The sequence below is a fragment of the Microcoleus sp. FACHB-68 genome, from assembly GCF_014695715.1.
In the GTDB taxonomy this organism is placed as follows: Bacteria; Cyanobacteriota; Cyanobacteriia; order Cyanobacteriales; family Oscillatoriaceae; genus FACHB-68.
The window spans coordinates 135287-152729 of sequence record NZ_JACJOT010000016.1; the positions used below are offsets into that span (position 1 = coordinate 135287).

A 17443-nucleotide genomic window follows, 5' to 3' on the forward strand; every position below is an offset into this window, starting at 1 on the left:
TTAACAGCCAATTAAGCAAATGAGGGGGAGAGTTTTCTCTTCTCCTCATTTTTTGTGTGATGCTATATAGCCGGCGCGAGTGCGGTGCGGGAGCAAGGGCTATTGTGCGAAAATCAATAAATTGCCACTGCCCGGAGTACAGATTATGCTCGTTGCCGGTAAAATATTGCGGAATCGCTACGAAATCGTCAAGCTGCTGGGAAGCGGCGGGTTCGGGGACACGTATCTGGCAAAAGATCGGGATTTACCGGGACATCCCCTGTGTGTCGTTAAACACCTGCAACCGAAAGATCCCAACCCCGCCGTGTTGCTGGTTGCCAGACGTTTGTTTGAAACAGAAGCAGAAGTTTTGTATAAACTTGGCAACAGTTGTGAGCGCATTCCCCGACTGTTTGCCCACTTTGAGGAAACTGGAGAATTTTATCTCGTTCAAGACTATATTGAGGGGCATGACTTGACGGAGGAACTCACTGAGAACAAGCAGTTGAGTGAGCCTGAAGCAATTAAACTTTTGCAGGAAATTTTGGGAATTTTGGCGGATGTTCACCACAAAAATATCATCCACCGGGATATCAACCCCAAAAATATCATGCGGAGGAAAAAAGATGACCAATTGATGCTGATAGACTTCGGGGCAGTGAAAGAAATCGGCGTACTGATGGTTAACGCACAGGGGCACACCAATGTATCAGTTGCTATTGGCTCTCTCGGTTATATGCCTATCGAACAGGCAATGGGTAGACCTAAACCTAGCAGCGATATTTACGCAGTAGGGATGATTGGCATACAAGCACTGACAGGAATCACGCCCAATCAATTGCCAGAAGACAATGATGGTGAAGTGATTTGGAAAAATCGCGTTTCTGTCAGCGATGGGTTAGCAGATGTTTTAGACAAAATGGTGCGTTCTCACTTCACTCAACGTTACCAAGATGCAACAGAAGCGTTACAAGCGCTGAATTCCGTCGCAGCAGCACCTTCTTCACCTACGCCGCTGAATTCCGTCGCAGCAGCACCTTCTTCACCTACGCCGCTGAATTCTGTTGCAGCAGCACCTTCTTCACCCACGCCGCTGAATTCTGTTGCAGCAGCACCTTCTTCACCCACGCCGCTGAATTCCGTTGCAGCAGCACCTTCTTCATCCACCCCAACGACTCCCTCACCTACCAATAAAATAACCCGGCGCACTTTGTTACATCTGACAGCGTTTGCGGGTGTGGTTGGTGTGGGTTTGGTGATCAGCAAAAATTTTTGGAACCAACAGCCTGAAACCGTAGGAGATAATCCGCACCCGCCTGAACCGGAAACTCCAACGTTTGGATTCACAACCGTTACTGTCAATGCCAGGGGAGAAACTGTCAGTCGACAGCACAGACAAGCGGGCGTTTTTGTCGAAAATCTCAGCAACAATGTAATTCTAGAAACAGTGGCAATTCCCGGCGGCAAATTTCTCATGGGTTCCCCAGCCACGGAACAAGAGCGAGAGAGCAGTGAAAGTCCCCAGCATTCGGTAATGCTACAGCCGTTTTTTTTGGGCAAATACCCTGTCACCCAAGTGCAGTGGCAAGCCGTGATGGGGAATAACCCGGCTCACTTTAGAGGAAATAATAGGCCGGTAGAAAATGTATCTTGGAATGATGCTATTGCATTTTGCCAGAAACTCTCGAAAAAAACGGGGCGCAACTATCGTTTACCCAGCGAAGCCGAGTGGGAATATGCCTGTCGCGCCGGCACCACCACCCCGTTTTACTTTGGTAAGACAATAACGTCTGATTTGGCTAACTATAATAGCGACTACATCTACGCCTCAGCACCAAAAGGCGTTAACCGACGAGAAACAACCGATGCCGGGAGTTTTCCACCCAATGCCTTTGGGCTGTATGATATGCACGGCAATGTCTGGGAGTGGTGTCAAGATGTCTGGCATGAGAATTACAACGGTGCGCCTTCTGATGGCAGTGCGTGGGAAAGTGGTGGAGATATCATTCACTTCTATGGGAGTGAAGAGGGGGCTTCTAGCCCGTTGAGTAAAAAGCACGGTTATGGCCGGATGCAGCGTGGAGGTTCTTGGTACTTCAACCCCAGGAACTGCCGTAGTGCCAATCGTAGCAGGAACGTGCCGGACTATTGGAGCTACTACATTGGTTTTCGGGTAGTGCTTGTTCCCGCATAGAATCAACTGAAACCTCTCTGTATGCAATTGCCACTTTATGCCGGCTGCCAGAACTTACTAAAGATTTAGCTCCCGTCAAGCCGGCTGCGTTAGTGGATGCCGGCATTGTTTGACTCATCACCTGGAATGAGCGACCGAATTGAGCCGACAGCAGCATATAAAGCACCGCGTAGTGATATCGATCACTTATGGCGGTGAGAAGAAATATTTAACTTAGTGATGTTAATCCTTTATAAAGTCTTCACTTTTTGGGCAGAATAACAGAGGAATGCAACAGCATCCCAGTTGCTCAGCTCAAGTTCAGGATTTCTGCGCCGGCTCATAATCAAAGCCAACCCGTTAACAGCAGCACAAATCCGGGAAACCTAGCTGAGGTCTTGTAGAAAGTCGGCAGAGGCGTGCCTACAACTTCTGCCAACAGAGGAAAAAAACATGAATGTATCCCACAATACCATACGGACAATCACCATTGCAAGCTGGGTCTGGATTGCCAAACCGGAAACCCCTATGAGTGCAGCAACAACAGCGAATTATCCATCTCAAAAACCCGGCTTCGATCCACTCCAACCCTTGCGGCAGTGGCTCGATCAAGTACAAGTCCAAAACCGCGAATTGGCTCACCGGCTTTGCCAACTGATTCCCGCTCAGTGCCCGTTTGAGCGCGACATCAAAGTGTTTGGGCGCACCCTGTTTCACATTCCCCCCATGTGCAAGCTCAACCCCCTTTACGAAGAAGTGGTAGGGCTGCGTTTCCGTGCACTTTGCTATCTAGCAGATAAATGCGGTGAAGATGTCACTCGCTACTGCTAATCTTGCACTGATTAAAGCAGTGATTGCCGGCAACCCACCAACAATCTCAGCTTCCTCACACAACCAATGGTGGCGAGCATTTAAGGCTAATTAACTGCAACGTTTGAACACTTGCCCCGCGTCAACCCGAAAAAGTCTATTTGGCTCCGCTCTTTTTCTTAGAGACAAAAGCGTTGATGCCGGCGTTATATTCCCAAGCATTGTCTCCTTCAGGGGGCTAAAGATTCTGCACCCACATGATACTGTGGCACAGGAAAGATCATCACCCTTGAAGGAGATCGCGAATGAGCCGAAAACCTGCGAACCGGCGTTTTAAAAAGTTCTGGCAAGTTTTTTTAGTTATCGCTTTATTCTTTAGTTTTTTTGGTGGAATCTACAGTCTGTCTGTTGCTTACAATTATCTGACAGCCTTAGAAATTCCCCAATCTGAAAGCTCCACATTCACCGCTAACCCTTCATCCTCCTGCGGTAGTGCCACCGGCAGCCCCACAGATAACCCAATAACCGCTCGTTACGGCAATTCCACGTATTCTTGGACAAATCAAATTAAGTGGAATTGTGTTTATAACATAAAAGATTTTAAAGGTTCCCCAATCGAGCGATTTAATGCCGCGCGAGATGCGGCATCAGCCGGCGGTGGCGGGGTGGTTTACTTTCCTGCCGGCACTTATAATTTTATCGATAGTATTTCTCTGAAAAATGGAGTTGTTATTCGCGGAGAAACGCCTTCAGTTAAAGATGCGAAAGCCGGCTCTTATGCTCCCCCGACAAAGTTTGTCTTTCCTAAATACGAGCCAAAATTATCAGGAAACGGAACCCCCAACCAGACAGCCTTTAAAAAAATTCTAACCGCTTCACCCAATCAAGATAGTAATATTGGTCTTGTCAATATTGATATTAATCGGGCCGGCATTTATTGGGAGGGAGATACGAATAGCGGGAAAAACAAAAATATTATGATCTTTGGCATTCGCAACAACAACGTTGCTGATCCAGATCCAAATATTCCCAATCCTTCCTTTCAAGAACCTTGGATGCGATATAGCCATCGCTTTGCCGCAAATTTAAAAATTAATGCTTATGAAAATGTTTTAGTCGCCAACAATCGGATTAACGACGCGATTACCGACAATTACGAGCAACCCGGTTATAAAGTTAGACCGCTTAAAGGCAACAATACTATCACTTATTCCGAAGGTAATAAAGTTCCTTTCCACTACGGCAATCATTACGGAATTGTCGTGAATCGTTCCAAAGCCGGTGGTTATAGCCTTGCCGGCAACCCTCAAACCGAGCCAGGATTATTTCGCAAAGGAATTGTTATTCGGGATAACTGGGTTTATCACAGTATGCGAGTGGGAATTCAAGCATCAGGTGAGGGTTTAATCGTTCAAGATAATCAAATTCAAGATAGCGAAAATAAACAATGGTGGACAGATCCCACCGGCATCAAAGAACCTCAAGGTTCCGTCACCTTAGAAAACCGCGCAATTGATTGGTCTGGTTGGAATGTTCGCCTAGAGGGAAATAACTATCAAGTTTACCGGCATCGAATCATGGATTCTAAATATCTCAGCGTTGATGGAGAAGGAATTTTAGTTCAAGAATGCTGTGGGGGAACTCAAGTGAATGGAGCGACTATTACCAAAAATCAAGGTAATTCTTACATTGGCTTTTATAAAGTTCCCTCAATTCGTAATGTCAATATTACTGAAAACAACTTATTCGATAATATCACCAACACTGCACTCATTTATGTTGTGGCAGATACGAATAAACAATCTAATTCAATGGAAAATGTGCAAATTGAAAATAACACAGTAAACGGAGGAATTTTAGCAAAATCCAGCGCAGGCGGAAGCGGCAACTTAATCAAAAATAATGCCGGTAATAATACAGGAGCAATCGAAGCATCCTGCCATGTAGCAGTTAGCGGAAATACAGGTTTCCAAACCAAACCTTGCTTAAACTAATTCATCATAGTTCCCAAGCTGAAAATCTCCGAATCCCACGCTGCCGGCCTATCTCCAAAACTTCCAGATAGAAAATTTTAAGGAATTACCGAGTTGCAACTTCCCTCGGAATGTCATCATAGTAATAGAGATTTACAGCCACCGAAGGAGGCTCAAAGTTTACACACGTCCTTTAGCTCGTCTGATTGAGCAGCTGCAACGGTTACCCGGAATTGGCCCTAAAACCGCGCAGCGCTTAGCGTTGCATATCCTCAAGCGACCAGACACCGAAATTCAAGCGCTGGCCCAAGCTTTAATTGAGGCCAAACAACAGGTCGGGTTGTGTCAAGTGTGTTTTCACCTCTCAGCAGAGCCGGTGTGCGAAATTTGCCGCAACCCTACCAGGGACAACGAGACGATCTGCGTGGTTGCAGACTCCCGCGACGTGATTGCTTTAGAAAAAACGCGAGAGTATCGCGGGAAGTATCACGTTTTGGGTGGCGTCATTTCACCAATGGATGGGATTGGCCCAGAGCAACTGAGCATTCAACCCCTCGTGCAGCGGGTGAGTGGACAACAGATTAAGGAAGTCATTCTGGCCATTAGTCCCAGCGTGGAAGGAGAGACGACGACACTTTATGTGGGCCGATCGCTTAAGCTTTTCACCAAGGTGACGCGCATTGCCTTTGGCTTACCGATGGGTGCCGATCTAGAATATGCGGATGAAATGACCCTGGCGCGGGCGTTAGAAGGCCGGCGGGAGTTATAACAGGTTTCAGGATGCCAAAATGAAACCGAAGGGCGCTGGCTGTGTGCCGGCCCTATTCCCGCCATTCACTCACCGCCTTAACAGAAATGGAAAATGAGCTGCCGGTGTCACTTTTTCCCCTTTCTCTCTTGTTGGTTTCCCTGTAAATCAATCTGATTTAATATTGAAATTGGCCCAACGAGGCGAGGAATGTGCCAACTCGAAATTTTTAAATAATACAATAACTGCCTTGCTGGTGGTACTATTCTTGATTAATGCAAAAACGACTGTTAGCTCATCAATGCCGGTTTCGCTAGCTATCATATAGAAAATACCACAGTCCCCACGGACACCCCACCGAAGAATTGCTAATTAAAAAAAATCTTTGTTTTATCCTACCCAAGGCAGTTAAAGACAGGATTAATGACTCACCGTCAAAACTTCTAAGCCATGAATCATAAAGTCTACGCGCCTAACATCCACCTGTTTGCATTTCATCTCCGCAACGGCTATGGGGACTCTACTGGGGAACAGTCTAACAACCAGTTGTGGCGAAAATGCGATCAAATCTTTGAAAAACTTAAAATTGAAGACCTCAAGCTGACACAAAAGTTAGATCAGCAAAAGTTTTCAGATAGTCCGCGTGTTGATTTACTGAAAGAAACGGAAATTAAAGACAATAAAGTTTCTTTGCCGCTTAATGGTCAGTTGCTCTTAAACGATCATCAAGTTGTCAAAATTTCTGGCTTTGCTTATCCGCTGCAAACTCATGACAGTTATGCGCTTTGGCTAAATCTTCGCCGGCCTGATCGAGAAAATGGCAAGAAAACAGAGTCTGTAGACCTTTCGATTCTGAGTAAGTTCAATCCAGATAGTTGCTTACTGCCAGAGTTTATTGAGTCATCTCTGGGTCAAACGCTGTTAATTACAGCTTGGCTAACAGAGGGACAAAATTACCAAGATAAACAGTTTTTAAGAGAACTTGCAGATCAATGTGTTGAGGAATTCATTCCCGATCCCTTACACCGTCCTAAATTCAATCGAGACGGCCTACTTTTTGGCAGTGCTATTTTTGAATATGGCATTATCAATCAGCCCCCACCTCACCAGCACATTTTAGTTTGGTTGTTTTGCCATACGGTAACTGACACAAAATTTGAGAAATGCTATAAAGAATTAATGGATTTATTTTATTATAGAAGCAAAGTTGTTCAATCTTATCTCAACAGCCGGAAAGTTTATAAAAATATTTATGATGCCTACAAAACCATAGAGGATGAAGTTGAAAAAATTGAGTGCTTAGGTGATAAAAATGATTTATATTGTCAGGAATTATTTCAATATAAAGGAGTATTGAAAAAAATTCCCAAGGCTGCATTGGAATATTCTAGATTACTGCGAGATTTAGACCAGTGCCGGCACATGATTAAAATGAATGCCCAGTGTTATGAAGAAAAACTCGCTAAAATTCAAGCGAAGCTGCAATCAGATAATTTAATTTTTCTAGAAATCTTTAGTCGAAAAAACTGTCTATATTTACAAGAAGAAATTCAAGCAGATTTGGGTTATTTTGAGCATGGATCGGGCTTGCTGGAAAAACTGCTAAGCGCGATTAGAGGCATGGTAGAAATTGAACAAGCTGAGCAAGCAATCTGCCGGCAAGACACCATCAAATGGTTAGGAGCCGGCATCGGAACAGCCGTGGTTGTTGCTAGCAGTTCCACTCACCTAACGCCGGAAAACCCTATTCACCCACCCTTTACCTCGCGCACCCTTCATCCCTTCATTACATCCCTGCTCATGAGTGCTTTTCTCGGCATTTTAGTAGGGCTAATCGCTCGATGGCTCATCCAACAGCGCCGGCATAAAGAAGTCGTGAATAAGTAGTCAAAGAAAAAAGCAGAGGCGGTATATCTACCGCCCCTAAAAAAGGTAAAGAAAATTTACCCTTTATTCAACTTTCACGCCTCTCCAAAATGCGATATATCCTTCAATGTTCTTCGCTGCATCCTTTGCCTGCGGATAGTACCAAGCCGCATCCTTATTAACTTGACCCTCAACTTCAACGTTGTAATAACTCGCAACCCCTTTCCAAGGACAGGTGGTGTGGGTGTTACTTTCCTTGAAATACTGCTGCTTAATCGCATCCGGCGGAAAATAATAATTGCCTTCCACCACTTGACCTTGATCGCTTTCGGCTATCACAGTACCGTTCCACACTGCTTTTGGCATAAGAGACTCCACTAAAAACTGCTTACCCAACATTGTGCCTGAGCATCTCGGTACAGTAAACTCCCCTGGCAATTTTAAAGGCAAAAATGTTGAATTTGGGAGGAATCGCTATTCGCTGCCGGCTCTGACTGCGGCGAGGATCTGGCAATTTCAAAAAAGAATTTTCTCACACTAATATTTGGCATAACTACCAGAAACTCTGCTTCTTGAATTGCAACTAGCTTGATAACCGCGCTGCGGGACAGAAAACACAAAAGTCATGGAGTTTGAGGGATGATTTCATGCAGGCGCACTCCGGCAAACTCTGCGCTGTGATGGGGCAAACAAAGCTGCTATCTACAACGACTTCAACGGCAGGAACCACAGCAGCCGGTGTCACCTGCGAAAGCGAACCCATAGCCAACTCCTCAATCTCAGAAGTTTCAGACTTGATTAAACAAAGCCGGTGGCTACGGGGATTGTATGTCGGATGCAACCATAAGGGGATAACCATTTCCTGTCCTCACAAGACCTTTTAAGGTCACTAGATGCGAAATTCTGCACTAATACAAATTTCTTTACAACCGGCAAATAACCGGATACGTGTATCCCTCTTTACGCAAAATTCCAAGAGAAAGACCGGCAAGTTCAAGTAAAATCGAACGCAGACAGCCGGTAGCGACAGGAATTTATACCGGCAGCTTTATTGGACAAATCTTTAAAGAATTAATGAAGTGCTCGGCTGTCGGGAACAGACACCGGCACCCTCAACCCATAAAATAAGTGAGAGGTACATGACACACTGAGGGCAATGTCAGCAAAAATCCCGTTACCGGCAACCCAGCCCTTGTCTTTAGAACAAGCACTCAAACATTTTTTTGGCTATGACAGCTTCCGTCCCGGACAACGGCAGATTGTAGAGGACGCCTTAGCCCACCGGGATTCGCTGATCATCATGCCCACTGGCGGCGGAAAATCCCTGTGCTTTCAGTTGCCGGCACTCCTCAAACCAGGCGTCACAGTGGTGGTATCGCCGCTGATCGCCTTAATGCAAGATCAGGTAGAAGCGCTGCAAAATAACGGTATTGGCGCAACCTTTCTTAACAGTACCCTTAACTGGCAAGAAGTCCGGGCGCGTGAAGAAGCCATCCTTGCCGGCAACATTAAACTGCTCTATGTCGCCCCAGAACGGCTTTTAGCCGACCGATTTTTACCCTTCTTAGAGCAAGTGCGATCTCAACTGGGTGTCTGCGCCTTTGCCATCGATGAAGCCCATTGTGTCTCCGAGTGGGGGCACGACTTCCGCCCAGAATACCGGCAAATGCAACACTTGCGCCGGCGCTACCCAGACATCCCGATCATGGCGCTGACTGCCACCGCCACCACCCGTGTACGTCAAGATATTATCCAGCAGTTGGCGCTACAAGAACCTTGCATTCATATCGCCAGTTTCAACCGGCCTAATCTTTATTACGAAGTTCGCCCCAAAAACAAGCAATCTTATAGAGAACTCCTGCAACTGATCAAACAAGCCGGTGGCAGCAGCATTATCTATTGCCTCAGCCGGCGCAAAGTCGATGAACTTGCTTTTAAATTGCAACAAGATAAAATTTCCGCCCTGCCCTATCATGCCGGTATGAGCGATGAACAGCGCAGCATCAATCAAACTCGCTTCATTCGCGATGATGTGCAAGTTATGGTTGCCACCATCGCTTTTGGCATGGGTATTAACAAACCCGACGTGCGCTGTGTTATCCATAACGACTTGCCCCGCAACTTAGAAAGCTATTATCAAGAATCGGGACGGGCAGGGCGAGATGGAGAGCCGGCACGCTGTATCCTGTTCTTCAGCTATGGCGACAAAAAAAGCATCGAACACTTCATCGACCAAAAACCAGACCCTCAAGAACAGCGAATCGCCCATCAACAACTGCGCCGCATGATCGATTATGCCGAAGGCACAGACTGCCGGCGTACCATCCAACTGAGTTACTTTGGCGAAGAATTTGCCGGCAACTGCGACACCTGCGACAACTGCCGGCAGCCCAAACCCATCCAAGACTGGACAATAGAAGCCCAAAAATTCCTCTCCTGCGTCGCTCGTTGCAAAGAACGCTTCGGCATGACCTATATTATTGACGTACTGCGCGGCTCCAAAAAAGAGAAAATCTTACAGTACAAACATCACGAACTCTCAACCTATGGCATCGGGATGGATAAAACCGCCGATGATTGGAAACTACTAGGGCGATCACTCGTGCACCAAGGTTTATTAGACGAAACCGCAGATGGTTATCAAGTCCTGAAACTCAACGAACGCAGTTGGGAAGTTTTGCGAAAACAACGCTCAGTTTCAATCGCCGTTCCCAGCGCACCGGCAGCTAGCACCGAGACAGACAAAGATCGCCACTCAGCAGAAGTAGAAATGCTGGTAAGCCGGCTGCGGTTACTTCGCAAACAACTTGCTAACGAGCAATCCCTCCCCCCTTACATGGTATTTGCCGATTCCACCCTGCGATTGATGGCCCAGCAAAGACCCCTAACCCCTGAAGAATTTAGCCAAATTTCCGGCGTAGGAGATTATAAACTCGCTCAATACGGGCAGCGCTTCATTGCCGAAATCCAAGCTTACTGTCAAGAACACGGCATTAGCCCACGGGCGAGTCTCAATAACAGCGCTTCACCAGAACCGGCAACCCTCAAACAAAACTCTCCAGATTCAGCCCACCTTCCCACTTACACCCAAATGCAAACACTGGAATTGCACCGGCAAGGTTTAAGCGTCGAAGCAATTGCTAAACAGCGCAACCTCAAACCCACCACCATCACCAACCATCTAGCTGAACTGATAGAAATGAATCAGCCGGTAGATTTAAACCAGATCGTGCCACTACCAGATCGGCAGAGAATTTTGCAAGCCATCGAAGCCGTCGGAACCCACGCCCTCAAACCCGTTTATGAATATTTAGAGGAAACCTACAGTTATGGAGAAATTCGCTTAGTCGGCGCATGGGTGCGAAACGGACAAAAAGCACTCACACAGCCAGAAAAGCAACCCTAAAACCAACCCTTGCATCCAACCCTCAACCTTATCTGCGTTTATCTGCGTGCATCTGCGGTTAAAAAACAAAAATTAACCAAAAGCGAAGCGAATGCAACTTCAACAACTGTCATAAAATTGGCACAGCCCGTCAAATCACCTCACATACTTAAACTTACCCACTAAAACTCACAATTAAAGTCATGAATCGCCCCGCCACCGACCTTTATTCCTACATGACCGAGCGAGAACGCGCCAACGTTGCCGACATGGCAGAGTACAATTCTGTGCAGTCTCTGCCAGAAATTTGGCCTCTAGCGCGTTCTCGGTTCGGCCAAACACTTGCCCTGTGGGACCCCCACAGCAAACCTGAAGTAAAGCTTACCTATACCCAACTTGCCGATCAAATACAACAGTTTGCCGGCGGCATCCAGTCATTAGGTTTACCTCCAGCAATCGACGGAGTTCCCCCCCGTGTTGCCTTGTTTTCTGATAACAATCCCCGGTGGTTCATCGCCGATCAAGGCATTATGACAGCCGGCGGCGCAGATGCCGTCAGATCCTCTCAAGCAGATCGCGATGAACTGCTGTATATCTTAGAAAATAGCGGCAGCACCGGCTTAGTCGTAGAAAACCTTGCCACACTAAAAAAACTGCGTCCCCAGCTAGACGACTTGCCGGTGCAGTGGGTCGTTTTACTCTCAGATGAACAACCCCCCGAATCAGAAACCTTAAAAATTGTCAACTACACCCAACTGATGGCAGAAGCGGCAAGCCAAACGCTCAGGCTAGCCATGCCAAAAGGCCAAACTCTGGCCACCCTTCTCTACACCTCTGGCACCACCGGCAAACCAAAAGGCGTCATCCTCACCCATGCAAACTTCCTGCACCAAATTAATACTCTTGGGGTGGCATTGCAAGCGCACATGGGCGACTGCGCCCTGACGATTCTTCCCACCTGGCACAGCTTCGGGCGTATTGGGGAATACTTCCTTCTCTCCCAAGGCTGCACCCAAATCTACACCAACATTCGCTACGTCAAACAAGACTTGAAACAGTACAAGCCGCAGTATTTGATCGCCGTTCCCCGTCTGTGGGAATCGATTTATGAAGCGATTCAGAAACAATTTCGTGAACAACCGGCAAACAAACAAAAGTTGGTGAAAACCTTGCTAGGCTTCAGTCAAAGCTACATCGAATCTCGCCGCACGCTGAAAGAATTGCGCCTAGAACCTCATCCTCCCTCACTTCCTGAAAAGTTACTGGCCGGCATCAAAACAGCCGCTTTCTGGCCATTCCATACCTTCGCAGACCGGCTGGTTTACGGCAAGATTCGGGAAGCCACAGGAGGGCGGATGAAGTACGCCATCTGTGGAGGCGGTTCCCTGGCAATGCACTTGGAAAACTTTTTTGAAATTGTTGATGTGCAATTGCTGGTAGGTTACGGTTTAACAGAAACCACGCCGGTTTTAACTGCACGGCGTCCCTGGCATAACTTGCGCGGTTCATCTGGCCGGCCTCTACCGGCAACTGAAATTCGCATTGTCGATCCAGAAACTCGCCAAGTCTTACCTGCCGGTGAACGTGGTTTAGTTCTGGCGCGAGGGCCGCAACTCATGCAAGGTTATTTTCAAAATCCCCAAGCAACAAGTAAGGCAATTGACAAAGACGGCTGGTTTGACACCGGCGACTTGGGCTGGCTAACACCGGGTAATGATGTGGTACTCACAGGTCGCGCCAAGGATACCATTGTGCTAACCAATGGGGAAAATATCGAGCCTCAGCCGATTGAAGATGCCTGTGTTCGTAGTCCTTACATTGACCAAATTATGTTAGTCGGTCAAGACCAAAAAGTGCTAGGGGCTTTGATTGTGCCAAACTTAGACGCACTGCAAAAATGGGCAATTGAGCAAAATATCCCGCTGCCGGCAGATGGAAAAGAACTTGATTTGAGTGCTAAGCCGGTGCAAGAGTTGTTCCGCCAAGAATTAAATCGTGAAGTACCAAACCGGCCTGGATACCGCCCAGACGACCGCATTGGACCCTTCCGCCTAATTGCCGAACCCTTTACGATCGAAAACGGCATGATGACACAAACGCTGAAAATTAAGCGACCCGTTGTGATGGAACACTACCGCGATATGATTAACGGGATGTTTTCTTGATCCCGAAATACTAAGCGTTCCCCAGAGCAATGTTTATGGATGCGGCCAACTCTTTATTACTGAAACGCGCTATTACGGTTAAAGCTATCGTCACCTCGCGGTGGAAAGAAGAAGCGCAACAGCAACTCCAAGCCCAAATCAACCAACTAGACAGTCAGTTGCAACAGCTAGAAATGCAAGGGCAGCGGATGATTTCGGAAATTCAGAGGCAAAGCTTGCAGCCCCCCGGCCCTCAGGTAATGCAACAAATTGAAAACATTCAAGGTCAGGTGAATCAAAAGAAAAGTGAGCTGCTAGAGCAAAAAAATCAAATTTTACAACAGTTGCAACAAGTGCAGCAGTTAGAACTTGAACAAGAGGTCAACCAAGGTCAAATTGAAAGCTTTTTCCGCATTGAGCGCGGTGACAACTTGATTCACAAAATGCAAGTTGAAATTCTGCTGCGCGATGGTGTGGTAGAGGAAATTCGCGGCGATCTCTAGTCTGAGTGCTAAGTTTTGAGTGCTGAGTGCTGAGTCCACTCAACCACTCACTCCCTCTCTTCTACCTAGCCCCGAATTCCTCTCTATTTTCCCTTACCCCTAAACAGGGTACAATTCAATCTTGTCCTGCTGTCGTTTTAATTGTCGATTCAGATCGCCTCCTTATGATTCACGAAGTTTTCATGCCGGCCCTCAGTTCCACCATGACCGAAGGCAAAATCGTCTCTTGGGAAAAATCTCCAGGGGACAAAATCGAAAAAGGTGAAACGGTGGTGGTGGTCGAGTCTGACAAGGCAGATATGGATGTGGAGTCCTTCTATGAAGGGTATCTAGCCACGATCATCGTATCTGCCGGCGACACCGCCCCGGTTGGTGCTGCCATCGCTTTAGTCGCCGAAACAGAAGCAGAAATTGAAAGCGCCAAGCAGCAAGCCGCTGGCAAAAGTCAGCCGGCAGCAAAAAGTGCAACTCCTGAGCCGGCAGCAGCAACTCAGTCCAAAGTTGAAGAACCGGCAATTACTCAGGCAAGCACCAGCCGGCAAAACGGACGCAGTATTGCCTCACCCCGCGCTAAGAAGCTGGCAAAGGAACTTAACGTTGATTTGAAGTCCCTGCACGGAAGTGGCCCACATGGCCGGATCGTGGCAGAGGATGTGGAAGCGGCTGCCGGGAAGGCGAAACAGCCGGTGGGTGCCACAGCAACGCCAGGAATGACATCCCCGACACCGACACCGGCCCCGGCCCCGGCACCTCAAGTGAAGCCGGCAGCCCCCGCCGCCCCGGTATCTGTGGCACCGGGCCAAGTGGTGCCCTTCAACACCCTGCAAAATGCAGTGGTGCGGAATATGGTGGCGAGTTTGCAAGTGCCGGTGTTCCGTGTGGGTTACACCATTACCACGGACAATTTAGATAAGCTTTACAAGCAAATCAAGTCCAAAGGCGTTACCATGACGGCCCTGCTGGCAAAAGCCGTGGCGGTGACACTGCAAAAACACCCGCTGCTAAATGCCAGCTACACAGATGCGGGAATTCAGCATAACTCCGGAATCAATATTGCGGTAGCCGTGGCAATGGAAGGCGGCGGCTTGATCACGCCGGTGTTACAAAATGCCGATCAAGTTGATATTTACTCCCTGTCTCGCAGCTGGAAGGATTTAGTGGAGCGCTCCAGAGCCAAGCAATTACAGCCGGCGGAATATACCACAGGAACCTTCACTTTGTCAAACCTGGGAATGTACGGGGTGGATAGCTTCGATGCGATTTTGCCGCCTGGACAAGGTTCCATTCTGGCAATTGGAGGGGCGCGGCCTCAAGTGGTGGCGACCGAAGATGGCATGATGGGTGTACGCCGGCAAATGACGGTCAATATCACCTGTGACCACCGGATTATCTACGGTGCCGATGCTGCGGCATTCTTGCAGGATTTGGCAAAATTGATTGAAACAAATACTCAATCACTGACTATGTAGGAAGACTCTCCTGGGATACCCCAGCGCCTCTTGTTAAGGGGAGTTGGGGGATCTCGAACTATCATCAACCACCTCATCTTTTGCCTAAAATGGTTGAAACAACTGGATCGGCCCGCACCCTAGCCGTAGACATTGGCGGCAGTGGTATTAAAGTAATCGTCTTGGATGAAGCCGGTGAACCGCTGACGGAACGTAGTCGGATGGAGACGCCGCAACCCCCCAAACCGGATGCGGTACTCGCGGTGATCGCCCAATTAGCCGCCGGACAGGGAGAATTTGATCGCGTCTCTGTGGGATTTCCCGGTGTGGTGCGAAACGGGGTTACTTATACGGCGGTAAATTTAGACCCAGCTTGGATGGAATTTGACCTGGCGGCGGCGCTGCAAGAGCGGTTAGGCAAGCCGGTGCGCGTGGCAAATGATGCGGATATGCAGGGAATGGGCGCAATTGCCGGCAACGGAGTTGAACTGGTGGTTACTTTGGGCACCGGCTTTGGTTCTGCACTCTTTGTGAACGGTAAATTAGTGCCGAATTTAGAAATGGGACATCATCCATTTCGCAAGGGGGAAACCTACGAACAACAATTAAGGCGTACGGCGTTGGATGATATCGGTCAAAAACGGTGGAACCGGCGCTTGGAAAAAGCGATTGGCACCCTTGGACGTTTGTTTAATTATGATTGCCTTTATATTGGCGGCGGTGAGGCGAAAAAAGTCTCGCTGGAGTTGCCGGCAAATGTCAAAATTGTGCCGAATATTAGTGGTTTATTAGGCGGTATTGCTTTGTGGCGCGATTAAAAACGGTCGAGGCTTTTGCGATTACCAACAGGGTTTTTCAAGAGTTTTTTAACCACAGATGCACACAGATAAACACAGATGGGTTAAGGGTTGGGAGGATAATATTTTTAGTTTTTTTGATGTTTTAAGATTATGAGGTTGTGATCTGCGGTTTTTTGGGAAGGTTGGGGTTTTTATCGGTAATATAATTATTTGGGTTGCTGTCGAGAAATTTTGCAACCAGAAAATTGGTAATTTTTAAAGGTGGGTTATCGGTAGGGTGCTGTTGGCTCCGATTGAATTAGAGTGAGGTAGGATCTAGCTAATCGAGCAAAGCAGTTAAACAGGGAATGCAATTATGAAAGCAGTGGTGATGACCGCAGCCGGCGATCCAGAAGTCTTGCAATTACAAGATATTCCACAACCGAATATTGAAAAAGATACAGAAATTTTAGTGCGGTTAAAAGCAGCCGGGGTTAATCCCATCGATACTAAACTTCGTAAACGGGGGACTTTTTACCCTGATCAAACACCGGCAGTTTTGGGATGCGACGGTGCCGGCATTGTGGAAGCAACCGGCAGTGCTGTTAGTAAGTTTAATGCCGGCGATGAAGTTTATTTCTGCAATGGTGGACTTGGTGGCTCTACCGGCAACTATGCAGAATATGCGGTTATTGATGAGCGCTTTGCAGCTAAAAAACCGGCTTCATTGAGCTTTGCTGAAGCCGCAGCAGCGCCTCTGGTTCTGTTGACGGCTTGGGAAGCGCTTTATGATCGCGCACGCTTGCAAGCCGGCCAAAAAGTGTTAATTCATGCCGGTGCCGGTGGGGTTGGTCATGTGGCAATTCAACTGGCAAAATTGCAAGGTGCTGAGGTTTGCACAACGGTGGGAGATGAAGAAAAAGCGGAGTTTGTCCGGCAACTCGGTGCTGATTTAGCGATTTTGTACAAAGAAACGGACTTTGTTCAAGCAACTTTAGACTGGACGGATGGAGAAGGTGCGGATATTGTTTTCGATACCGTTGGGGGAGAAACGTTTTATAAAAGTTGTCCAGCGGTGCGAGTTTATGGCGATATTGTCACCATTTTAGAGCCAGCACCTGAAGATGGAAATTTGAAAGTCGCTCGGCTACGAAACTTGCGAATTAGTCTAGAACTGATGCTCACACCGATGTTTCAAGGCTTGGCGAAATATCAGGAAGATCAGGCAAAGATTTTGCAACAATGTGCCACTCTGATTGATGAGGGCCGGCTCAAAATTCATTTGGGTAAAACGTTTCCATTGCAAGAGGCTGTAGCAGCTCATCGACTCCAAGAAACGGGTTCGATGACTGGCAAGATTGTCTTGCTGATCGACTAATAATTCTTTGGGTTGTCTGTCGTTCACGCCTAGCCTTGTTAAAGTAATTTAAGCGGCTATAGGGTGATTCACAACAAGTTGATCGATGTCGCGCATTGAACTTTAATTTATCAGTAGGGTGGGTTAAGCGAAGCGCAACCCATCCTACTAAACTGGCTTAAATTTAATCGTATTTGTGAAAAAACGACATAGTCATTGTAAAAACTTATTAAAGTTTCGTTTTTTTAGAGCAAGCGCAGCCATAGCCCCTTAACAGA

General features: G+C 47.4%; 13 protein-coding genes. 12 read left to right on the forward strand and 1 reads right to left on the reverse strand.

Translation table 11 applies throughout. From position 1 onward, the window contains the following. Positions 1–145 precede the first annotated feature (145 nt). The 5 genes from H6F73_RS22025 (at position 146) to H6F73_RS22045 (ending at position 7570) form a co-directional block, all read left to right on the forward strand. Positions 146–2173, forward strand: coding sequence for a bifunctional serine/threonine-protein kinase/formylglycine-generating enzyme family protein (locus H6F73_RS22025; protein WP_190760988.1), 2028 nt, complete (start codon positions 146–148; stop codon positions 2171–2173). A 507-nt stretch (positions 2174–2680) separates the two neighbouring features. Next, the gene (locus H6F73_RS22030) at positions 2681–2983 is read left to right on the forward strand and encodes a Mo-dependent nitrogenase C-terminal domain-containing protein (RefSeq protein ID WP_347239597.1); all 303 of its coding nucleotides are present in this window, start codon (positions 2681–2683) and stop codon (positions 2981–2983) included. 284 nt (positions 2984–3267) lie between these two features. Further along, positions 3268–4956 carry a glycosyl hydrolase family 28-related protein gene (locus tag H6F73_RS22035; RefSeq protein ID WP_190760899.1) on the forward strand — a complete coding sequence of 563 codons (1689 nt, stop codon included), beginning with the start codon at positions 3268–3270 and terminating at the stop codon, positions 4954–4956. Positions 4957–5086: 130 nt separating this feature from the next. Further along, entirely contained in the window at positions 5087–5704 is a 618-nt protein-coding gene (gene recR, locus H6F73_RS22040) for a recombination mediator RecR (protein WP_190760989.1), read from the forward strand. A 429-nt stretch (positions 5705–6133) separates the two neighbouring features. Beyond that, positions 6134–7570, forward strand: a complete 1437-nt coding sequence (locus H6F73_RS22045) for a hypothetical protein (protein WP_190760900.1) — start codon at positions 6134–6136, stop codon at positions 7568–7570. A gap of 63 nt (positions 7571–7633) precedes the next feature. Here the strand turns inward: H6F73_RS22045 and H6F73_RS22050 are convergent, their stop codons facing one another. After that, positions 7634–7915 (reverse strand): DUF427 domain-containing protein, encoded by a 282-nt coding sequence (locus H6F73_RS22050; RefSeq protein WP_190760901.1) that lies wholly within the window; start codon positions 7913–7915, stop codon positions 7634–7636. 281 nt (positions 7916–8196) lie between these two features. Here H6F73_RS22050 and H6F73_RS22055 point away from each other — a divergent pair, with 281 nt between their 5' ends. The 7 genes from H6F73_RS22055 (at position 8197) to H6F73_RS22085 (ending at position 17186) form a co-directional block, all read left to right on the forward strand. Then, positions 8197–8433: a hypothetical protein gene (locus H6F73_RS22055; protein WP_190760902.1), complete on the forward strand. Its 237-nt coding sequence runs from the start codon at positions 8197–8199 to the stop codon at positions 8431–8433. Between the two features lie 272 nt (positions 8434–8705). Further along, positions 8706–10955: a DNA helicase RecQ gene (gene recQ, locus H6F73_RS22060; protein WP_190760903.1), complete on the forward strand. Its 2250-nt coding sequence runs from the start codon at positions 8706–8708 to the stop codon at positions 10953–10955. A 182-nt stretch (positions 10956–11137) separates the two neighbouring features. Further along, complete coding sequence (locus H6F73_RS22065) at positions 11138–13099, forward strand: long-chain fatty acid--CoA ligase (protein ID WP_190760905.1); 1962 nt, start codon at positions 11138–11140, stop codon at positions 13097–13099. Between the two features lie 35 nt (positions 13100–13134). Beyond that, on the forward strand, positions 13135–13581 hold the full coding sequence (locus H6F73_RS22070) for a YlqD family protein (protein ID WP_190669754.1): 447 nt from the start codon (positions 13135–13137) through the stop codon (positions 13579–13581). 164 nt (positions 13582–13745) lie between these two features. Beyond that, positions 13746–15050 carry a dihydrolipoamide acetyltransferase family protein gene (locus H6F73_RS22075; RefSeq protein WP_190760906.1) on the forward strand — a complete coding sequence of 435 codons (1305 nt, stop codon included), beginning with the start codon at positions 13746–13748 and terminating at the stop codon, positions 15048–15050. A gap of 89 nt (positions 15051–15139) precedes the next feature. Continuing rightward, the gene (locus H6F73_RS22080) at positions 15140–15847 is read left to right on the forward strand and encodes an ROK family protein (RefSeq protein WP_190760908.1); all 708 of its coding nucleotides are present in this window, start codon (positions 15140–15142) and stop codon (positions 15845–15847) included. Between the two features lie 337 nt (positions 15848–16184). Further along, positions 16185–17186: a zinc-dependent alcohol dehydrogenase family protein gene (locus H6F73_RS22085; RefSeq protein ID WP_190760909.1), complete on the forward strand. Its 1002-nt coding sequence runs from the start codon at positions 16185–16187 to the stop codon at positions 17184–17186. The last annotated feature ends 257 nt before the right edge of the window (positions 17187–17443 follow it).